This window comes from Agathobaculum faecis, from assembly GCF_014287995.1.
Lineage (GTDB): Bacteria > Bacillota > Clostridia > Oscillospirales > Butyricicoccaceae > Agathobaculum > Agathobaculum ammoniilyticum.
On the sequence record NZ_JACOPL010000004.1, the window covers coordinates 40,200 to 58,483 of the forward strand.

Sequence of the window (18,284 nt, forward strand, 5' to 3'; positions counted from 1 at the left end):
CCTGCATTTTATTTAGATAATTATCTAAATAAAAGATACTATCCCTTCTTCAAGATGTCAAGCATTATTTTGATATTTTTCTAAATGATTGTCCGCAAGGCTATTTCCCGGCAATCATAACCACCGGCTTAGCAGGTGGTTCTCGCTTACAATAAAAAATCCCAAGGCAAAAGCCTTGGGATTTTGGAAGGCAGGTTACGCCATGCCGTTGAGCTTAACGGTCATCTTGCTCTTTTTGTTGGCCGCGTTGTTCTTATGCAGGAGGTGCTTGGCAGCCGCCTGATCAACCGCCTTGACAGCAGTCGTATAAGCAACAGTCGCTTCCGCCTTATCGCCAGCAGCAACGGCCGTATCGAACTTCTTCAGCGTGGTCTTGAGCGCGCTCTTCGCCATCTGGTTGTTCATCGCCTTGACAGCGTTCACCTTGACGCGCTTCTTTGCAGACTTGATGTTGGGCATTCCGAAAACACCTCCTTTTTTCTCTATTCGTCAGTAGTTCTATTCTACCATCAGTTTTTTCAAATTGCAAGCATTTTTTCCTCTTTTTCGAATTTTAATTCTCCCACCCGCTTTCCCTCACTGACAGCGGCGCCCCGACGCCGCCCTTTCTTCCCGCGCGCCCTGTATAAAACCGGCCGCCTCTCGCAAACTACAAAAAAAGGAGGGAGCGACATGTCTTTTCGCACAGACCTTGCGGTCGAGGCGATCGAAAACATGGATCAGGCCGCTGATCACCAGCAGGTCAGGCAAACCGAACGTACGCTGGAGGGCTTTTCCGTCAATGAGGTAGAGATCCGCACCGATCATGCGGCACGGGAGATCGGCAAGCCGCGCGGCCGGTACCTGACGCTGGAGTTAGACGCGCTGATCCGCCGTGAGGAGGACGCATTCCCCCGCGCCTGCCGCGCACTGAGTACGCTGCTGCGCGAGCTGCTTCCCTCCCAAGCTCCGGACGGCCCCGTTCTGGTCGCCGGACTCGGCAACCGCATGATCACGCCGGACGCGATCGGCCCGCAGGCGGCCGACCATGTGATCGCCACACGACATCTGGTCGAACAGGTACCCGATGTGTTTTCTTCCTGGCGTCCGGTTTCCGCGCTGGCGCCCGGTGTCCTGGGACAAACCGGCGTTGAGACGGGCGAGGTGGTTTGCGGCGTACTCGACCGTATCCGCCCCTCGGCCGTGCTCGCTATCGACGCGCTAGCGGCCGGACGCCTCTCACGCCTGCTGCGCACGGTTCAGCTTGCGGACACCGGCATCACGCCGGGAGCGGGCGTGGGCAACGCGCGCGCCGCGCTGAACGAACAGACGCTCGGCGTGCCAGTCATCGCCATCGGTGTGCCAACCGTCGTAGATGGCGCGACGCTCGCGCACGAGATCGCGGGGCAGCTCGGCGGGCCGACCTGCGAAGCGCTGGAAGACCTTTCCCGTCCCGTGATGATTACCACGCGCGATATCGACCGCGAGGTCGCGGATATCTCCCGTATGATCGGCTACGCGGTCAACATGGCTCTGCACCCGCATCTCACCGTTTCGGATATCGACCTGTATCTGTCCTGAAACAATCGTCACGATTCGGTCATACTCGCACGTTGCCGCGCGTATGATAGAGACAAGACTTAGGGAGGTGGCGAATATGAGAAGACGCAGACACAAACACCAGCGGCGGGGCGGCATACAGCTTTCCGCCGCTGTCGCCCTGTGTCTGGCCGTATCGCTCCTGATGTTCGCCCGCGCGGGCGGCGAGGAGTTGGCGCAGCAGGCACTCGACCGCTTGGCCGGCAACACAGGCTTCATCGCCCGCGCCGTTTCCCTCGAGCTTGGCTTTTTTCCGGAAACCACCGAGGTATTCGCCCCGCGCACCGCGGCTGCGGCACGCGACGAACAGGCATCGGACCCGATTGCGGAAAGCGCCTACATCCCGCTGGAGGAGGAAAACGACGCGCCCGTCCTTCACGCGGCCGATAAAGCGGCCACCGTAACGATCAACAACGAAACCTCTTATGAGGTGGATGTCTCCTCCTGTCTCGCGGCCAACACCTCGATCCGTGACAATGGGGAAGGCCCGCAGGTGTTGATCGTACATACCCATGGCAGCGAAAGCTACACGCCCGACGCAGCTTTCCCCTACACGCCAACCGAAACCGAGCGCACAACCGATACCAAATACAACGTTGTACGCGTCGGCGACGAGCTGCAAAAGGTTCTGGAGGCCAACGGCGTACAGGCGGTGCATATCCGCGATATTTTTGATTCCCCCGCCTATTCCGGCTCTTATGACCGCTCCCTCGCCGCGATAGAGGAGGCGCTGACCGAATACCCTTCTATCCAGATCGTGATCGACGTACACCGCGATTCCATTCTGACAGACGATGGACGCGCCTATAAGACCTCCTGTACGATCGACGGAGAGGAAATGGCGCAGTTGATGTTCGTTGTCGGCACGGACGACGGCGGCCTGAACCATCCGGACTGGCGCGACAATCTCAATTACGTCGCCAGCTTACAATATAAGCTCAACCGCACCTATCCCGGCCTGATGCGGCCGGTCAACCTGCGCACCCAGCGCTTTAACCAGCATGCGCGGCCGGGCTCGATGCTGGTCGAGGTCGGCTCCTCCGGCAATACGATGCCCGAAGCGCTTGCGGCGATCCGCCTGTTTGGCAAAACGCTGGCCGAGGACCTCACCGGTGCATAAGCTTTCGCGGTTTGGTGCAAAATACCCCTGGCAAAGGGGTGAAGCTATGGATAAAATAACGTTTTCCACCGATCTTGAAACCAACATCCGCCTGATGCAGGCGATTTTCCAGGGAGATAATACCTTTGTGGTCCGGCGTGCCGTAGGTCACAAGGGGCTTTCCTGCGCTGTGTTCTTCTTCGACGGCATGGTCAACTCCATCGCCATCAACCAGAGCGTGATCCGTCCGATCGTTTGCTCGGACTGCAAGCGCGTCTCCGCCGACGAGCTTTCCCAAACCATCCTCCAAATAAACGACAGCCGCGTGGAGACCGACGCCAGCAAACTGTTCGCCTCCTTCCTCTATGGCGACTCGGTCGTGTTCACCGAGGGGGACGCGCGGCCAGTCGTGGTCAATACCAAGGGTTTTTCCGTCCGGTCCGCCTCCGAGCCGGAAAACGAGCGGGTGCTTTCCGGCCCGCGCGAGGGCTTTACCGAGTGCTTCATGCCCAACCTTGCGCTGATCCGCCGCCGGCTGAACGATAAGCGCCTGAAATTCACCTTCCTGCGCGCGGGCAGGCGCACCAATACGGTCGTCTGTCTCTGCTATCTGTCCGGCGTGTGCGAGCAAAAGCTGGTCGCGCACCTGCGCCGCAAGCTGGAAGAGCTTGATATCGACAGCGTGCTGGATGCCAACTACCTGGCCGAGCGCATTCGGGACCACCGCTGGTCTCCTTTCCCGACGCTGGGTACGACCGAGCGGCCGGATGTCGTGGCCGCCCGCCTGCTGGAAGGGCGCTGCGCGCTCGTGGTGGATGGCAGCCCTGTGGTACTGACCGCACCGTTCCTGTTTCAGGAATGCTTTCAGTCCAATGACGACTACTATATCAGCTTTCTACAGGCCAACCTCTCACGGGTACTGCGCGTCCTGGGTTTTTTCTTTACGATCGCCTTTCCCGCGGTCTATGTCGCGCTGATGCTGTACCATCGGGAGCTGGTACCCGCCCGCCTGCTGTTCGCGGTTTCGGCCGCGCAGCGCGGCGTGCCGTTGCCGATCGGCTGGGAGACCCTGCTGCTGTTGCTGGTGCTGGAAGCGCTCAAGGAGGCCGGCGCGCGCACCCCCGGCGCCATGGGGCAGACCATGAGCATCGTCGGCGGTCTCGTACTCGGACAAGCCGCCGTATCCGCCCGTTTCGCCGCCGCCCCCACCGTCATTGTCGTCGCTATCGCGGGCGTGACCGGATTGATGGTCCCCAAGCTGCAGGCCGCTGCGCTCTGGCTACGCTTTGCCCTGTTGGCCGCGGCGGCCGCCTACGGCCTGTACGGCGTGGGGCTTGCGCTTGCGCTCATTCTTGCCTGGCTCTGCCGCATGCACTCCTGCTCCATCCCGTATCTGCTCAATCTGGTCCCACGTATCCGTTCCGAACAGGAGGACGCCTGGCTCCGCTCCCCCTGGTTCTTTATGCGGTATGATCGTTTTCCGGTCAAACGAAGCCGAAAATCTGCAAAGGGGGACAATCCTTGAAAACCGTTCGAAACTTGCTTTTTCCCTTGCTTTTGCTGCTGCTGTGCGGCTGTTCGCGCGAGGTATCGCCCGTATCGGCTCTGGCGCTCGACCGGATCGACGCGGGCTACCGCCTCACCGCCGAGGTCGTCCGGCAGGACAGCCTGGACGACACCGCGGCGCCCGCCTATCTTTCCGTTACCGGCCACGACCTGCCTGAACTGGTGCGCAATCTCCGCAACATTCTGCCGGGCGAGCTGTATCTCAGCCATGCGCAGGTGCTTCTGATTTCAGAAGACGTGGCCTCGGAAAGCATCCTGCCTTTGGCGGACTATCTTTGCGAGGACAACAACGTCCGCCTTTCCCTGCGCGTTGCAGTCGTTCGCGGCGGCGCGGCGGATGTGCTGCTGGAAAACGACGACGAGGTCTACGCTCTCAGCGAAATGCTGGACCAGGCCGCGCGCTCCGGCACACTACCCGACATGCCGCTTTACCGCGCCACCGAGGTGCTGCACGCCAACGGCACCGCGATCCTACCCGCGCTGTATCTGGATGAATTCGGCCAGACCGCCCCCGCAGGCACGGCGGTTTTTTCTGAGGAGCGCCTTTCCTGCTTCCTGGATGGCGGCGAGATCGGAGGCGGCGCAGATGCGTGAGCGGCTGTTTCCCCGCTGGGGCGCGGCGCTGTTCGCGCTGCTGCCGCTCAGCGAACTTCTTTATCTGCCGGTCGATGGCCAGACCATGTATGCCGCCGCGTTAGCCAGCCTGGTCTGCGCACTGCTCTGTGCCGGCGGGGCGCGCATCGCGCCATTTTGGCGCCGGTATCGTATATTGCAGTGGGCGCTCGCGCTGTTCGCGCTCTGGCCGCTGACCCAGTCCCTCGCGCGCATGGGGCTTTTCCTGCGGAACACCGTGTTTCCGGCCCGCCCGCTTTGGAGCCTTATTCTGCTTCTGACCGTGTGTACGCTCCTGACCGCCACGACCGGTTTGAACCGGTGCGCCATGTGGGCGCTGCCGGTGGCGTGGGCTGCGGGCGCGGTGCTGGCGCTGTCTGGCATCCTCACGCTCGGCGAGCTTCGTATCAGCTATTGGGAGGCGCCCGCCGCCCCGCTGCTCGGGCAGGCCGGCGCAATCCTCCGTGCCCTGCTGCCTGCAGCGCTAGCGCTTTCTCTTGCGCTTCCGGACGGGCTGGCCGGTGCTGCCTCCCGCGGACTGAGCGCAGGCGGCACGCTGCTCGCGCTGCTTTCCCTGCGCGCCCTCCTGCTGCTCGGCCCGCATACCGCCGCGCTGCTGCCCTACCCCAATTTTTCCGCGGCCGGCTTGGCCGCGATCGGCGATTTTGCACGGCATGGCGAGGTGTTTTTCGCCGTTCCCCTGCTGCTATGCGAGCTGGGACGCTGCGCGGCTCTGGCCTGTGTGCTACTTCTGCCGGTCACGCACTCTTACGGCGTCCTCCGGCTCGGCCAAGAGGCCGACCGCCCGGCGCACCGGCAGCAATAGATAAAAAGGCAGGGAGACTGATACGTCTCCCTGCCTTTTACCGCTCCTTAATCGTAGATGGATTCCACATCCCATTCGACAATCGAGCCGGTGTTCGCATCGATCGTAAACTCGTACTCCATCTGGTTGTAAATGATCGTTCCCTCGTACTCCCAGCGGCCATCGTCAAAATCCAGCTTGAACTTGTAGATATTGGATGCGCTCGCGCCGGGTACACGGTTCAGCGCGGTCTGCTTGGCGGTGGACTCGCTGATTGATACGCCTGCGCTGGAATTCCCGCTGCCGGAAGGCTGATAGCCCTCCGCATCATAGTCATAGCTGATAATCTTGCCGGTCGAGGCATCGATCTCATAATCGTATTCCAGATAACCGCTGCCGGACCGGACGATGAATTCGACATCGTAAACCCAGCGGCCATCGTCAAAATCCTGATAGGCCTTGACAAAGGTGACCTGCGATGCCGTTTTGCCCGCATGGTCAAGCGCGGTCTGTTTGGCCTGCTCCAGCGTTACCGAGCCGGTAGGCTGCGTGGGATTTACGGGGTTGGTCGGCTTTGTGGGGTTAGAGGTATCAAAATCCGTCACGCTGCCATCCGCCGAACCGCCGGAAAGGAATACCGTTTCCGTTGCTTCATTCCAGGAAACCGTTTTCCCCATGATCTCGCCAATCGCGCGGATGGGCAGATAGATAGAACCATTATACAGCGCGGGATCGACCTGTTTGCCATTCACATCATAGAATGTGCGCTTAACCCCATCGATCACAATGGTATAGCCCGGCTCCATGCGCAGAGATATCTCCTGCTCCCTCGCATTCCGATCCGGCGTGCCGGTGGCATCCGGTGTGACGCGCGTGCCGCCGATCGTCGCCGTGCTGGTCGCTTCATCCCAGTTTACATTTTTGTCCATCAGTTCGCCGATCGAACGGATCGGCACATAGGTGGTGCCTGCATAGCTGATCGGGTGGATCTCTTTGCCCTGCGCGTTATAGAATATGCGCTCCACACCGTCGATTTTGACCGTGATATCCGGACTCAGCTCCGCAGACACTGTGTAAGAGCCGTTTGCTGCGCTGGCAGCACCGCAGAGCAGCGCGGCAAGCGTCATCGTGCAGATCAGTTTTTTCATTGTATTGTCCTCCTTTTATTTTTGTTGGTTTAATCAAAAATCGACTCCGCATCCCATTCCTGGATAGCGCCGCTGTAAGCGTCGATTTCAAATTCATATTCCATCCCCTGGTACACGATCTTGCCTTCATAAAGCAGGCGGCCGTCATCATGGTCCAGCTTCAGGCGGATATCCTTTTCCGTCGCCCCCGGCACCTTGGCCAGCGCGATGTCGCGAATCTCTTGCTCGCTTTTCGTCTCTCCGGTCACGCCCTGCTGCCCCGGCCGGTAGTTTTCCGCGTCGTAATCGTAGCTGCGGATGCTTCCGGTTGCGGCTTCGATCTCATAGTCATACTCGGTATTGGTTGACGCAACGTAGAATTCCACCTCATAGACCGCGACGCCATCCTCATAATCCGGCTTTACCCACAAAAACGACGTATCGCTTTCCGCGACGCCGGCGTGGTCGAGCGCAATCTGCTTGGCTTGGTTTTCATCCACCTGCCCCGCGGCAGCGGCCTGCTGACCTGCCGTTGCGGCCTGCTGGCCCGTACCCGTGGTCTGCTGCGCCGAAGCCGCGCTGCTCGATTCAATGACCGTACCCGTCATCGCGTCAATCGCATAGTGGTACTCCCTGCCATTTGCGGTAAAGTCAACCTGATAATAGGAAAGCCCGTTCTTTTCGCCCAGGTTGGCGCCGGAAAAGCTCGCGTTCGCGGTATCGACCTGCGCGTCCGCTGCCGCCATGTTTTTCGCCGCGTCCGCGCCGATATAGTTCATATGAGCGGCGCTTCTTTGCGCGGGCTGCGCACAGCCGGCCAAAGTTGCGGCCAGCACCAGCGAGGCAGTCATAATGGCAAGCTGTTTTTTCATCCTGCTCACACCTTTCGTTTAAGTTCATATACAGCATACCAGCCCAACATTAAAAGAACATTAAAAAAGTGAATTTTTCTGAAAATTTTTCAGCTGGACGTTCCGTCCGCTTCCGGACGGCTCTCCGCAGGAAATCGGAGAGTAAAGCAGCTCCCCTGTCCGGATGCGCTTTCCACCGTGACCGTTCCGCTGTGCAGGGCGGCGATCTGGCGCACCATGGTCAACCCCAGTCCGGTTCCCCCTTCGCTACCGCGCGAAGCGTCCACCTGGTAAAACCGCTGCCATATCTTCTCCTGCTGTTCCTGAGCGATACCGATGCCATCGTCCCGCACAGCGAGCAGAATATCCTTCCTTTCCCTGCGCAGCGTGACCCAGATATGGCCGCCCTGCTTACCGTACCGCGCGGCATTATCGATCAGGTTTTGCAGCAGACGGCTGATCAGCGTGACATCGAAGCAGGCTTCGACCTCCGGCTGGATATCAGCCTGCAGGGTAATATCCTTGGGAAACTCGGGCTGCTCCGTGCAAACGACTTCCACCAGGCTGCTCAGATCCGCCTGCTCAAAGCAGGCGCGCTGCGTCCCCTGCTCCAGGCGGGTCATCTGCAGAAGCTGGCTGATCAGCACGGACATTTTGCCGGCCTGCCGTTCGATCACCTCGATCGCCTGCGCGTACTGCGCGGGGTCCTCCGCGTGCTTGCGGGCATAGTCGCACTGAGCGAGGATGACCGCAGTCGGCGTGCGCAGTTCATGCGAGGCATCCGAGGTAAACTGCTTCTCGGATTCAAAGGAAGCCTCCAAGCGGGCGAACATATTGTCGAACGCCTGTCCCAGACGGCTGATCTCATCTCGCCCGGGCGGCAGCCCAATGCGGCGCGACAAGTCGCGCCCCTCGCCGATCGCCTCCGCCGCTTGGATGATGCGCCCGATTGGCCGGAAGGTCGAGCGCGCGAGCAGATACGCCCCCAGCCCGCTCACCACGACCATCAGCGGCAGGAGCAGCAGCGCGATGCCGACCAGGTCGTCCAGTACATCAGCAATATCGGGCGCGGGCAAGATACCGCGCACCCAGACGCCATCCTGCCATCCGAACGGAAGCCACAGGTCAAGCGCATAATAGCTGTCGTCCACCCCCTGCACCGGTCGGATGGCACCGTTTTCCAACGCCGTCCCCTCTGGAAAAGCCAACGGGAGCTGCCCCGCGAGCAGCGCGCCGCTGTCACTGTATATGACGGTATAAACGCCGTTGTTGGTAAAGGAAAACCCTTCGCTGAATTTTAGGCTACCGTTCTCCCGCGAAATGCCGGACAGGTTGTTCTGCACCGCGCTTGTCAGTTGGTCGTAAGCGTTCTCTGTCACCACCGAGCTGCTGACCGCCACCATGAACCCCAGTACCAGCGTGCTGAGCAGCAGCATGAGCAGCGTGATCCACAGCGTGAGCTTCTGCTTGACGGAAAGATGCTTCACGGCTCCTCCTTTAATATCCAGCCCGCGCCGCGGACCGTATGGAGGAGCTTTTTATCAAACCCTCCGTCGATCTTCTTGCGCAGATAGGTGATATAGACGTCCACCACGTTCGAGCCGCCCGCATAGTCATAATTCCATATATGGTCCTCCAGGCGGGCGCGCGAAATGACCGTCCCCTTATGCTGCATCAGGTATTGCAGGATTGCATATTCCTTGGCAGACAGCCGGATCTCCTTCCCGCCGCGCGTGACCGTGCGGCTGCTGGTATCCACCGTCAGGTCGGCCAGCGTCAGCACGCTGGTTTTCTGCACGCTGTATTTCCGCGTTGCCGCGCGGATTCGGGCGAGCAGCTCGTCAAAATCAAACGGCTTGACCAGATAGTCGTCCGCGCCAAGGTCCAGCCCCTCGATCCGGTCCTGCACACTGTCCCGCGCGGTCAGGAAAATGACCGGCACCGTACTCCCCTGCGCACGCACCGCACGCAGCACGGCATGCCCGTCCTTTTTCGGCATCATGATATCCAGCAGCAGGCAGTCATATTCCGCACCCAGCAGGTTGTCCAGCGCGGCCTCGCCGTCATAGCAGGTATCCACGCTGTAGCCGGCGCGCTCCAGCGTTTGACAGATCAGCCGGTTCAGGTCGCGCTCGTCCTCCGCAACTAAAATACGCATTGCCGCCCCTCCTTATCGTTTCGGCTGAATCTATTATAGTATATTTCTTCCTTTTTTCAAGCCTCCGCCCCACAAAAAAGCAGGATGCTTCCGCATCCCGCTCCCCTTGCTACAGCCGCCCCAGCAGCGAGGCCGCTATTGCAAAAATATATACATGCGCCGGATAATAGAGGTAGAAAAGGTACTTCATGCCCCGCCCCCGCTTTCCGTTATACTGCAGGAGGAACGGCAGCGCCAGCCACATGAAGAAAACCGAAGCAACGACCTCCCAGTCAAAAGCAGCCAGGCATTGCAGGGCGAGTACGATCCCCAGGAACACCGTATAGAAAATCGCAAGCGCCCGTTTGTTATTCCGGCAATAATAAAAGCCTATGCCGATCATCACAATCAGTATGCTGCCCTCGCACCAGATCGGACTGGGTACGAAAATGGTTGCCAGTTGCACTGCCAGCGGCGACACCGGCAAAAGCATCTGCACCGGCACAATAGAAAGCAGAAGCGCTGCCATCGCCAGTATGTACAGCGCCGCGAGGCCGTACCTGCGTCCGCGCAGGGCCTTGCGCGTGTTCTCGATCCACCAAAGGTAAATGACGATAACCGCCATAGTCGTAAAAATGCCGTTCATCACAATCATCCCGCCCGGCAGCGGGAAATAGATATTCACTATGGTATTTATAATATACATCAGCACGCCGCCTATGTACAAACGCAGCAGATACTTCCATCGGCTGTGCGTATGGGCAAAGCCCTCGGCCACGAAAAACACAAAAACCGGCGCGGCAATACGGCCGATTAGCGTCAAAATCAGCGGCATATCGGTTAAGGCCGAGCCGAAATAGTGGATATGGTCGATCGTCATAATGACAAGCGCCATGAGCTTGAGCTGGAAGCCGTCCAGCCCCCGCCGCCGCTCCAGTGATACGGATTGTTCCATGTTGATTCCCTTTCTATCGTGTTATTGTTCTGTATAAATAATACAATAATGCAATTGTTTTGTCAACCCTTGTTTTATCCGGCTGCTTTTGTTATAATAGCAGACAAAAAGGAGAGCGGCGAAATGAATATTCAGATTTTCGGCAAGAACAAATGCTTTGACACCAAAAAAGCCCAGCGGTGGTTCAAGGAGCGCGGCATTAAATTCCAAATGATCGATCTGGCGCAGAAAGGCATGTCCCGCGGCGAGCTGGACAGCGTTTTGAAGGCGGTCGGCGGGCTGGATACGCTGCTCGACGAAAAAAGCAGGGGCTATGCCGCCCTCGCCTATCTCGCGTATGACGAGGACAAAAAAGAAAAGCTGCTCGAGGACGGGACGCTGATGAAAACGCCGGTCGTGCGCAATGGTCGGCAGGCGACGGTGGGATACCAGCCCGAGGTCTGGGCATCGTGGGAGTAAGCCTTCTGTCCTCTATCCCCGATACTTATTAACGATACAAGATTTACAACTGCAAGGAATTCTAGTTGTCTTTTTATAAAAAAACTGCGTCACCTATGCGTCATTTTTATAAAAAGCGCATTTTATATGCTATAATTCATGTGTTTACACACATATAAGAAAGGCGGTATTCCTATGTTCCACAAACCGACTATCGCAGAGCTGGAAGAAGAACTGCACCAGTTGACCGATGATCTACTAATCGATTTATTCCTCTGCGACCTGCTTGTGCATTATCCGGCCGATCCCGCGGCGGACAACCACACGTTTCTCGCGGCGGTATCCCGCACCGGCTGCTTCTTAAAGCAGCACAGCACGGATCTAAGCGCCGCGGGCCGTTTTCTGCTCGAACGCGCAAAGGAAAACGCCGCATCGGCCTGATGCGGCGTTTCGTTTTAGTTTTTCAAGCTCTGGATGGGCGCCGGAATGCGGCCGCCGCGGTGGATGAACCTCGCGGGCGAGCCGGTGGCGATCGGCATGATGGGCGCGCTGCCCAGCAGGCCGCCGAACTCCACCATATCCCCCACCTTTTTGCCAATGGCCGGAATGACGCGCACGGCGGTCGTCTTGGAGTTGACAACGCCGATGGCAATTTCATCCGCGATCAGGCCGGAAATGACCTCGGCGGTCGTGTCGCCGGGTACGGCGACCATGTCGATGCCGACCGAGCAGACCGCAGTCATGGCTTCGAGCTTCTCAAGCGTGAGTGCGCCCGCCTGCGCGGCGGCGATCATGCCCTCGTCCTCGGACACCGGAATAAACGCGCCCGACAGCCCGCCGACGCTGGACGACGCCATCACGCCGCCCTTTTTGACCGCGTCGTTGAGCATCGCCAGGATAGCAGTCGTACCGCAGCAGCCGCAGACCTCCAGGCCGACCTCTTCGAGGATGCGCGCGACCGAGTCACCGATTGCCGGCGTCGGCGCGAGCGACAGGTCTACAATGCCGAACGGCACGCCTAAACGCTGGCTCGCCAGCGCGCCGACAAGCTGGCCCATGCGGGTAATCTTGAACGCGGTCTTTTTAATGACTTCAGCCACCTCGTTAATCGGGCAGTCGCCCGCGCGTCGGATAGCCGACTGCACCACGCCCGGGCCGGATACGCCGACATTGATAACGGTTTCCGGCTCGCCGATGCCATGGAACGCACCCGCCATGAACGGGTTGTCGTCCACCGCGTTGGCGAATACGACCAGCTTAGAGCAACCCATGGATTCGTTGTCCTTTGTCAGCTCGGCGGTCTGCTTGATGATACGCCCCATCAGCGCAATGGCGTCCAGATTGACGCCCGCCTTGGTCGAGGCCACGTTGACCGACGAGCAGACCAGACTGGTCTCAGCCAGCGCCTCGGGTATGGAATTGATGAGGATCTCGTCGCCCTTGGCAAAACCTTTCTGCACCAGCGCGGAAAAACCGCCGACAAAGTTGACGCCGGTAGCCGACGCAGCGCGGTCGAGCGCCCTGGCCAGCGGCACATAGCTGTCCGCATCCGTCACTGCGCCGATCATCGCGATCGGGGTGACCGAAATACGCTTGTTGATGATCGGGATACCCAGCTCGCGCTCGATCTGCTCGCCGGTCGCGACCAGCTTTTCCGCGCGGCGGGTGATTTTGTCATACACCTTGTCCGCCAGCACATGGATGTCGCTGCTGGCCAGGTCGCGCAGCGAAATGCCCATCGTGATCGTGCGGATGTCGAGGTGCTCCTCCTCTATCATCTTGATGGTTTCCAGTATATCTTTTGTGTTGATCATTGACATAATAATAGTCCCCGTATTTACCCATAACAGGATATTTTTTCTTCCGCACGCACTCTTCCCGCGCGCAGCGCCGTTTGGCGGAAAATGTCGTTTTTTATATTTTGTGCATCGCGTCGAAGATATCCTCATGCATGGTATGGATCTTCATGCCAAGCGTTTCTCCGTCCTGATCGAGCAGGTCGGCCAGCGCGGTGAAATCCACCGTACACTGATCGATATTCACCAGCATGACCATGGCGAACATATCCTCCATAACATTCTGCGAAATATCGACAATATTCACCCGATGCCTGTACAGCGTGTCGGATATCTTAGCGATAATGCCCGTGCGGTCCTTACCGACCACCGTGATAACTGCGCGCATGTTTTATTCCTCCAAAAAATTAATTGATTATTGTTCCCCCATGTCCGGCTGGCCAGCCGCGACAATGGTGTTGATAATACTGTTGGATACCAGGAACCCCTTTTCGGTCAGGTACCAGCGCGTACCCTGATGGGCGACCAGCTCGTTTCCCATCAGGCCGCGGAACGCTTCCTCATAGGGTGTGGAGTCGATGTTATACCGTTTCTCCAAATCGAGGAAGTCCACCCCGTCCGAGGTACGCAGGCGTACCATCAGGTATTCGCCCTGCCGCTGGAACGTCGGCACCTCGTCCTCGTCCCGCAGGATATCCTCGCCGCTTATGTAGGCCTTGATGTCGCGCGCGAACTCGAACCGGCGCCCGTTCATAAACGAATGCGCGCCCGGCCCCAGCCCCAGATACTCGGACAGGTCCCAGTATTTCTGATTGTGGCGCGACCGAAAGCCCGGACGGGCGAAGTTGGATATTTCATAATGCTCAAAGCCGTCCTTGCGGAGCAGCTCGCACATGGCGAGATAGGTGTCCGCCTGCGCGTCGTCATCGGGCAGAGTCGGGTTTTCGCGCCCCATCGGCGTGGCCGGTTCGAGCTTCAGCCCGTAGCAGGACAGATGCTTCGGACCGAGCGCAAGGCACTGCTCCACCGAGTCGAGAAACCGCTCCTGCGTCTGCCCGGGCAGGCCGTACATCAGGTCCAGACTGATATTGGAAAAACCTTTCTCCCGCGCCAGGTCAACCGCATCCTTCGCCTGCTGGAACGTATGGAGGCGGCCGATGGCCTTCAGTTCGTCGTCATGTGCGGACTGCACACCGAACGACAGCCGGTTCACGCCCTGCTTTTTCATCATTTCCAGCATTTTTTTATCCGTGCTTTCCGGATTGCACTCGACCGTGATCTCCGCGTCATCCGCAAGGGGAAACTTGTTCCGCACCTCCTGCAGGATGCGGCCGAGGTATTTCGGCCCCAGGCATGTCGGCGTGCCGCCGCCAATATAGACCGTATCCACCGTGTAGCCGCTGCACAGCGCGCCGTAGGAGCGGATATGGGTCAGCAGCGCCGAAACATAGTCTTTCATCAGTTCCTTGTCCGGCACGGAGTAAAAATCACAGTAGCCGCATTTCTGCACGCAGAACGGGATATGCAGGTACAGGCCGAGCGGCTTGTTTCGATAACTAAATTTACTCATGATTCCTCGTCCAGCTTGAGCACCGCCATGAACGCCTCGGTCGGGATCTGCACCGTACCGAGCGAACGCATCTTCTTTTTACCTTCCTTCTGCTTTTCCAGCAGCTTCTTCTTGCGGGTGATATCGCCGCCGTAGCACTTGGCGAGTACATCCTTACGCATCGCCTTGACCGTTTCGCGCGCAATCACCTTGCCACCGATCGCGGCCTGGATAGGCACCTCGAACAGCTGGCGCGGGATATTCTCCTTGAGCTTTTCACAGATGCGGCGCGCGCGGCCGTAGGCCTTCTCGCGGTGGACAATAAAGGAAAGCGCGTCCACCTGGTCGCCGTTGAGCAGCATGTCCACCTTTACCAGGTCGCTCGGCCGGTAGTCGAGCAGCTCATAGTCAAGCGAAGCGTAGCCTTTGGTGCGCGCCTTAAGCGCGTCGAAAAAGTCGTAGATGATTTCATTGATCGGCATTTCGTAGTGCAGTTCGACCAGGTTGGAGTCAAGATACTGCATATCCTTGAACACGCCGCGGCGCTCCTGGCACATGGGCATGATATTGCCGACAAATTCTTGCGGGGTCATAATGGTGGCCTTGACGAACGGCTCGCGCGCCTCGTCGATCAGGCCGGGGTCGGGGTAGTCGTGCGGGTTGTCGCAATGGACAACCGCGCCGTCGGTCCGCACGATCTCATACACGACCGAGGGCAGCGTGGTGACCAGGTCGAGGTCGAACTCGCGTTCAAGCCGCTCCTGGATGACCTCCATATGCAGCATGCCGAGGAAACCACAGCGGAAGCCGAAGCCCAGCGCGACCGAGCTTTCCGGCTCGAACGACAGCGCCGCATCGTTGAGTTGGAGCTTTTCCAGCGCGTCGCGCAGGTCGGGGTATTTGGAGCCGTCCTCGGTATAGATGCCGCAGAACACCATGGGCTGCGCCGGACGGTAGCCGGGCAGCGGCTCCGCGGTCGGCCGTCCCGCCTCGGTGACCGTGTCGCCCACACGGGTATCGGACACGGTCTTGATAGACGCGGTAAAGTAGCCGACCTCGCCCGCGCACAGCTCCCGCTGGGGCGACAGGCCGAGCGGCAGCATATAGCCGCATTCGAGTACCTGGAACTCCGCACCCGTGGCCATCATTTTCACCCTCATGCCCGGCCGGATGCTGCCGTCCATCAGCCTCATATAAACAATAACGCCCTTATAGGGGTCGTACTGGCTGTCAAAGATAAGCGCGCGCAGCGGCGCGTCTGCGTCGCCCTGCGGTGCGGGGATGTCGGACACGATGCGTTCGAGTACCGCGTGGATGTTGATATTCATTTTGGCCGAGATCTCCGGACTATCCTCGGCTGGGATACCGATGATGTCCTCGATCTCCTGCTTGACGCGCGGCGCGTCCGCCGCGGGCAGGTCGATCTTGTTGATGACCGGTACAACCTCCAGCCCCGCGTCAATAGCGAGGTAGGTGTTGCCCAGCGTCTGCGCCTCGATCCCCTGTGCCGCATCCACCACCAGCAGCGCGCCCTCGCACGCGGCGAGCGAACGAGAAACCTCATAATTGAAGTCCACATGCCCGGGCGTGTCGATCAGGTTCATCTCATAGGTCTGGCCGTCGTCGGCCTCGTATTCCATGCGCACCGCGCGCGCCTTGATCGTGATGCCGCGCTCGCGCTCCAGATCCATATTGTCAAGCAGTTGTTCCTCCATCTCACGCTGGGACACGGCCTTGCACTGTTCGAGCAGGCGGTCCGCCAGCGTCGACTTGCCGTGGTCGATATGCGCGATGATGGAAAAATTCCGTATTTGCCCGCGATTTTTCACACCGAAAGCTCCTTACCTTTCCTTAATAGCAATATGGAAATATTATACCACGTTTTACGCCGCCCCACAAGCATACTTTTGCACAAGCGGGCCGCCCGCTCCCCTGCTCTTTCCAGCACATTAGCAGTCCCTATCCGGCTGTGACAGCCCGTTTCCTATCATTTAACAAAATATTCATAAACGAGACTTGACTTTGCCGCTACGCGGTGGTAAATTAGTTTTAGCACTCAGATAGGCGGAGTGCTAACCCGTTTTCACACAGGAAAGGAGTCCGCTCAGGTGGAGCTTTCGGAACGAAAAAAGCAGATCCTCAAGGCCATCATCGGCGATTATATCCGCACAGCCGAGCCAGTCGGCTCCAAGGCACTGACCGAGGGGCATGCGCTTCCGTTTTCCTCCGCCACCATCCGCAACGAGATGAGCGAGCTGGAGGAAATGGGTTTTCTGGAAAAGCCGCACACCTCCGCCGGCCGCATTCCTTCGCCGCAGGGCTACCGTCTTTATGTTGACGAGCTGATGGAGCAACCGGCTGAAACGCCGGACGACGCCGCGCCGCTGCAGAGCATCCTGCAGACCAAGGTGCGCGAGCTCGACCATTTGATACGCGAGGCGGGCAAGCTGATTTCCAGCCTGACCAATTACGCTTCCGTCGCGATCACCCCCGCCATGACCCAGGCATCCATCCGCCAGTTCGAGATCATCGCCATTGACAAAATGAATTTTGTCATCGTGGTTGTAACCGACTCCGGCTCGGTCAAAAATAAAATGGTGCGGACCATGACCGACGTCACCAAGGACGAGGCCGAGCTTCTCACCTATGTCCTCAACCAGACGCTGACCGGCCTGCCGCTCAGCCACATCACGGCCGAGCGTTTCGATATCGTGCGCAGGGCCGCGGGATTGACCGCCCTTTTGGCCCCCGTGGCCGAATATGTCGCCGAACTGATCGAAGAGCTGGGGGATCAGAAGGTCTTTCTGGACGGGACCAACAAGCTGCTGCGCTTTCCGGAATACAAGGACCTGCACAAAGCGCAGGCGCTGCTTGACTATATGGAGGATGACAGCCGGCACCTGTTGCCTACGACCCGTAAGATTGAGGGAATCCAGTTCTTCATCGGGCCGGAAAACGGGGAGAACCCGCTTAGCGATACATCCGCGATTTATGCAAAATACGATATCGGCAAAATCGGTCAGGGCGCGATCGGCATCGTGGGGCCGACCCGCATGGATTACGCCAAGCTGTCCGCGCAACTCAGCCGCTTCGCCAAGGGGCTGAATCAGTTGATTGCCGAGACCTTTTTAGACGAGAAAGACGGAAATCCCTGAACATCGGGATTTTCAGCAAATGGAGGCATGAAAACAATATGAGCAAGAAAAAGCAGTCCGATCCGGCCGAAGCCGAGCAGAAGGCGCCGGAAACCCCGTCCGAGGATGAAACGGCAAAGGCCGCCGCACAGGAGGAACAGGCTGCGCCCGCCGAAAACTGGAAAGCAAAATACGAGGAGCTGAATGACCGCTATCTCCGCATGGCGGCGGAATACGACAACTTCCGCAAGCGCAGCCAGCGTGAGCGCGAGCAGGCGTATACGGACGCGGTCAGCCGCGCGGTGACCGCGCTTCTCCCCACCTATGACAACCTTGAGCGTGCGCTCAAGGCCGAGACCGCGGATGCGGAATACAAAAAGGGCGTGGAACTGACCATGACCCAACTGACCGACAGCCTGAAAGGCCTGAACGTCACCGTGATCGAGGCTTCGGCCGGCACCACGTTCGACCCGAATTTCCACAACGCCGTGATGCATGTCGAAGATGAAGCGCTGGGAGAAAGCGTGATCGCCGAGGTATTCCAGCAGGGCTTCCAGATAGGCGACAAGGTGATCCGGCACGCGATGGTAAAGGTTGCAAACTGAAAACCCTATAGGGGACTTCAAAAGTCCCCTAT

At 58.7% G+C, this 18,284-nt stretch carries 19 protein-coding genes; 9 read left to right on the forward strand and 10 right to left on the reverse strand.

Going from position 1 to position 18,284, the window contains the following annotated elements:
• Positions 1-195: 195 nt before the first annotated feature.
• A complete protein-coding gene (gene rpsT, locus H8S45_RS05195) occupies positions 196-459 on the reverse strand; it encodes a 30S ribosomal protein S20 (protein WP_054326254.1) in 264 nt (87 codons plus the stop codon).
• Positions 460-672: 213 nt separating this feature from the next.
• Here rpsT and gpr point away from each other — a divergent pair, with 213 nt between their 5' ends.
• The 5 genes from gpr (at position 673) to H8S45_RS05220 (ending at position 5,681) form a co-directional block, all read left to right on the forward strand.
• Entirely contained in the window at positions 673-1,560 is an 888-nt protein-coding gene (gene gpr / locus H8S45_RS05200) for a GPR endopeptidase (protein ID WP_054326253.1), read from the forward strand.
• A 76-nt stretch (positions 1,561-1,636) separates the two neighbouring features.
• Positions 1,637-2,698, forward strand: coding sequence for a stage II sporulation protein P (spoIIP, locus tag H8S45_RS05205; RefSeq protein WP_186949755.1), 1,062 nt, complete (start codon positions 1,637-1,639; stop codon positions 2,696-2,698).
• 46 nt (positions 2,699-2,744) lie between these two features.
• The gene (locus tag H8S45_RS05210) at positions 2,745-4,202 is read left to right on the forward strand and encodes a spore germination protein (protein ID WP_107630614.1); all 1,458 of its coding nucleotides are present in this window, start codon (positions 2,745-2,747) and stop codon (positions 4,200-4,202) included.
• A complete protein-coding gene (locus H8S45_RS05215; RefSeq protein ID WP_186949757.1) occupies positions 4,199-4,837 on the forward strand; it encodes a Ger(x)C family spore germination protein in 639 nt (212 codons plus the stop codon). Before H8S45_RS05210 ends, H8S45_RS05215 begins: the two co-directional genes overlap by 4 nt.
• Positions 4,830-5,681: a hypothetical protein gene (locus H8S45_RS05220; protein WP_186949759.1), complete on the forward strand. Its 852-nt coding sequence runs from the start codon at positions 4,830-4,832 to the stop codon at positions 5,679-5,681. The genes H8S45_RS05215 and H8S45_RS05220 overlap by 8 nt, the downstream gene beginning before the upstream one ends.
• Positions 5,682-5,728: 47 nt before the next feature.
• On the opposite strand, the gene H8S45_RS05225 is transcribed toward H8S45_RS05220, so the two are convergent.
• The 5 genes from H8S45_RS05225 to H8S45_RS05245 all read right to left on the reverse strand — a co-directional run bounded on the left by H8S45_RS05225 (position 5,729) and on the right by H8S45_RS05245 (position 10,730).
• Positions 5,729-6,808: a PepSY domain-containing protein gene (locus H8S45_RS05225; protein ID WP_107630615.1), complete on the reverse strand. Its 1,080-nt coding sequence runs from the start codon at positions 6,806-6,808 to the stop codon at positions 5,729-5,731.
• A 29-nt stretch (positions 6,809-6,837) separates the two neighbouring features.
• A complete protein-coding gene (locus H8S45_RS05230) occupies positions 6,838-7,659 on the reverse strand; it encodes a PepSY domain-containing protein (protein ID WP_186949761.1) in 822 nt (273 codons plus the stop codon).
• Between the two features lie 89 nt (positions 7,660-7,748).
• Positions 7,749-9,125, reverse strand: coding sequence for a sensor histidine kinase (locus tag H8S45_RS05235; RefSeq protein ID WP_054326245.1), 1,377 nt, complete (start codon positions 9,123-9,125; stop codon positions 7,749-7,751).
• Positions 9,122-9,796: a response regulator transcription factor gene (locus H8S45_RS05240; RefSeq protein ID WP_054326244.1), complete on the reverse strand. Its 675-nt coding sequence runs from the start codon at positions 9,794-9,796 to the stop codon at positions 9,122-9,124. The genes H8S45_RS05235 and H8S45_RS05240 overlap by 4 nt, the downstream gene beginning before the upstream one ends.
• Positions 9,797-9,905: 109 nt before the next feature.
• Positions 9,906-10,730: a TraX family protein gene (locus H8S45_RS05245; protein ID WP_107630617.1), complete on the reverse strand. Its 825-nt coding sequence runs from the start codon at positions 10,728-10,730 to the stop codon at positions 9,906-9,908.
• A 123-nt stretch (positions 10,731-10,853) separates the two neighbouring features.
• On the opposite strand from H8S45_RS05245, the gene H8S45_RS05250 reads away from it, so the two are divergent.
• Both H8S45_RS05250 and H8S45_RS05255 read left to right on the forward strand, forming a co-directional pair.
• On the forward strand, positions 10,854-11,189 hold the full coding sequence (locus H8S45_RS05250; protein WP_107630618.1) for an arsenate reductase family protein: 336 nt from the start codon (positions 10,854-10,856) through the stop codon (positions 11,187-11,189).
• Between the two features lie 174 nt (positions 11,190-11,363).
• Positions 11,364-11,609: a hypothetical protein gene (locus tag H8S45_RS05255; protein ID WP_107630619.1), complete on the forward strand. Its 246-nt coding sequence runs from the start codon at positions 11,364-11,366 to the stop codon at positions 11,607-11,609.
• A 14-nt stretch (positions 11,610-11,623) separates the two neighbouring features.
• Here H8S45_RS05255 and H8S45_RS05260 read toward each other — a convergent pair whose 3' ends face one another.
• From H8S45_RS05260 to lepA, 4 genes are all read right to left on the reverse strand, one after another.
• Positions 11,624-12,982, reverse strand: a complete 1,359-nt coding sequence (locus tag H8S45_RS05260) for a PFL family protein (protein WP_107632112.1) — start codon at positions 12,980-12,982, stop codon at positions 11,624-11,626.
• A gap of 100 nt (positions 12,983-13,082) precedes the next feature.
• Positions 13,083-13,352, reverse strand: coding sequence for an ACT domain-containing protein (locus H8S45_RS05265; RefSeq protein ID WP_054326238.1), 270 nt, complete (start codon positions 13,350-13,352; stop codon positions 13,083-13,085).
• Positions 13,353-13,379: 27 nt separating this feature from the next.
• Complete coding sequence (hemW, locus tag H8S45_RS05270; protein ID WP_054326237.1) at positions 13,380-14,534, reverse strand: radical SAM family heme chaperone HemW; 1,155 nt, start codon at positions 14,532-14,534, stop codon at positions 13,380-13,382.
• The gene (gene lepA, locus H8S45_RS05275) at positions 14,531-16,342 is read right to left on the reverse strand and encodes a translation elongation factor 4 (RefSeq protein ID WP_186949763.1); all 1,812 of its coding nucleotides are present in this window, start codon (positions 16,340-16,342) and stop codon (positions 14,531-14,533) included. The genes hemW and lepA overlap by 4 nt, the downstream gene beginning before the upstream one ends.
• Positions 16,343-16,621: 279 nt before the next feature.
• Here lepA and hrcA point away from each other — a divergent pair, with 279 nt between their 5' ends.
• A complete protein-coding gene (hrcA, locus tag H8S45_RS05280; protein ID WP_186949765.1) occupies positions 16,622-17,668 on the forward strand; it encodes a heat-inducible transcriptional repressor HrcA in 1,047 nt (348 codons plus the stop codon).
• 38 nt (positions 17,669-17,706) lie between these two features.
• Positions 17,707-18,252: a nucleotide exchange factor GrpE gene (grpE, locus tag H8S45_RS05285; protein WP_054326234.1), complete on the forward strand. Its 546-nt coding sequence runs from the start codon at positions 17,707-17,709 to the stop codon at positions 18,250-18,252.
• Positions 18,253-18,284 lie beyond the last annotated feature (32 nt).

Excerpts from the sequence above, each read along its gene's own strand:
- H8S45_RS05260 (WP_107632112.1), bottom strand. The coding sequence starts at position 12,982 with ATGATCAACACAAAAGATATACTGGAAACCATCAAGATGATAGAGGAG.
- grpE (WP_054326234.1), top strand. The coding sequence starts at position 17,707 with ATGAGCAAGAAAAAGCAGTCCGATCCGGCCGAAGCCGAGCAGAAGGCG.
- spoIIP (WP_186949755.1), top strand. The coding sequence starts at position 1,637 with ATGAGAAGACGCAGACACAAACACCAGCGGCGGGGCGGCATACAGCTT.
- H8S45_RS05220 (WP_186949759.1), top strand. The coding sequence starts at position 4,830 with ATGCGTGAGCGGCTGTTTCCCCGCTGGGGCGCGGCGCTGTTCGCGCTG.
- H8S45_RS05210 (WP_107630614.1), top strand. The coding sequence starts at position 2,745 with ATGGATAAAATAACGTTTTCCACCGATCTTGAAACCAACATCCGCCTG.
- H8S45_RS05245 (WP_107630617.1), bottom strand. The coding sequence starts at position 10,730 with ATGGAACAATCCGTATCACTGGAGCGGCGGCGGGGGCTGGACGGCTTC.
- gpr (WP_054326253.1), top strand. The coding sequence starts at position 673 with ATGTCTTTTCGCACAGACCTTGCGGTCGAGGCGATCGAAAACATGGAT.
- H8S45_RS05265 (WP_054326238.1), bottom strand. The coding sequence starts at position 13,352 with ATGCGCGCAGTTATCACGGTGGTCGGTAAGGACCGCACGGGCATTATC.
- H8S45_RS05230 (WP_186949761.1), bottom strand. The coding sequence starts at position 7,659 with ATGAAAAAACAGCTTGCCATTATGACTGCCTCGCTGGTGCTGGCCGCA.
- hemW (WP_054326237.1), bottom strand. The coding sequence starts at position 14,534 with ATGAGTAAATTTAGTTATCGAAACAAGCCGCTCGGCCTGTACCTGCAT.
- H8S45_RS05255 (WP_107630619.1), top strand. The coding sequence starts at position 11,364 with ATGTTCCACAAACCGACTATCGCAGAGCTGGAAGAAGAACTGCACCAG.
- H8S45_RS05250 (WP_107630618.1), top strand. The coding sequence starts at position 10,854 with ATGAATATTCAGATTTTCGGCAAGAACAAATGCTTTGACACCAAAAAA.
- H8S45_RS05240 (WP_054326244.1), bottom strand. The coding sequence starts at position 9,796 with ATGCGTATTTTAGTTGCGGAGGACGAGCGCGACCTGAACCGGCTGATC.
- rpsT (WP_054326254.1), bottom strand. The coding sequence starts at position 459 with ATGCCCAACATCAAGTCTGCAAAGAAGCGCGTCAAGGTGAACGCTGTC.
- H8S45_RS05225 (WP_107630615.1), bottom strand. The coding sequence starts at position 6,808 with ATGAAAAAACTGATCTGCACGATGACGCTTGCCGCGCTGCTCTGCGGT.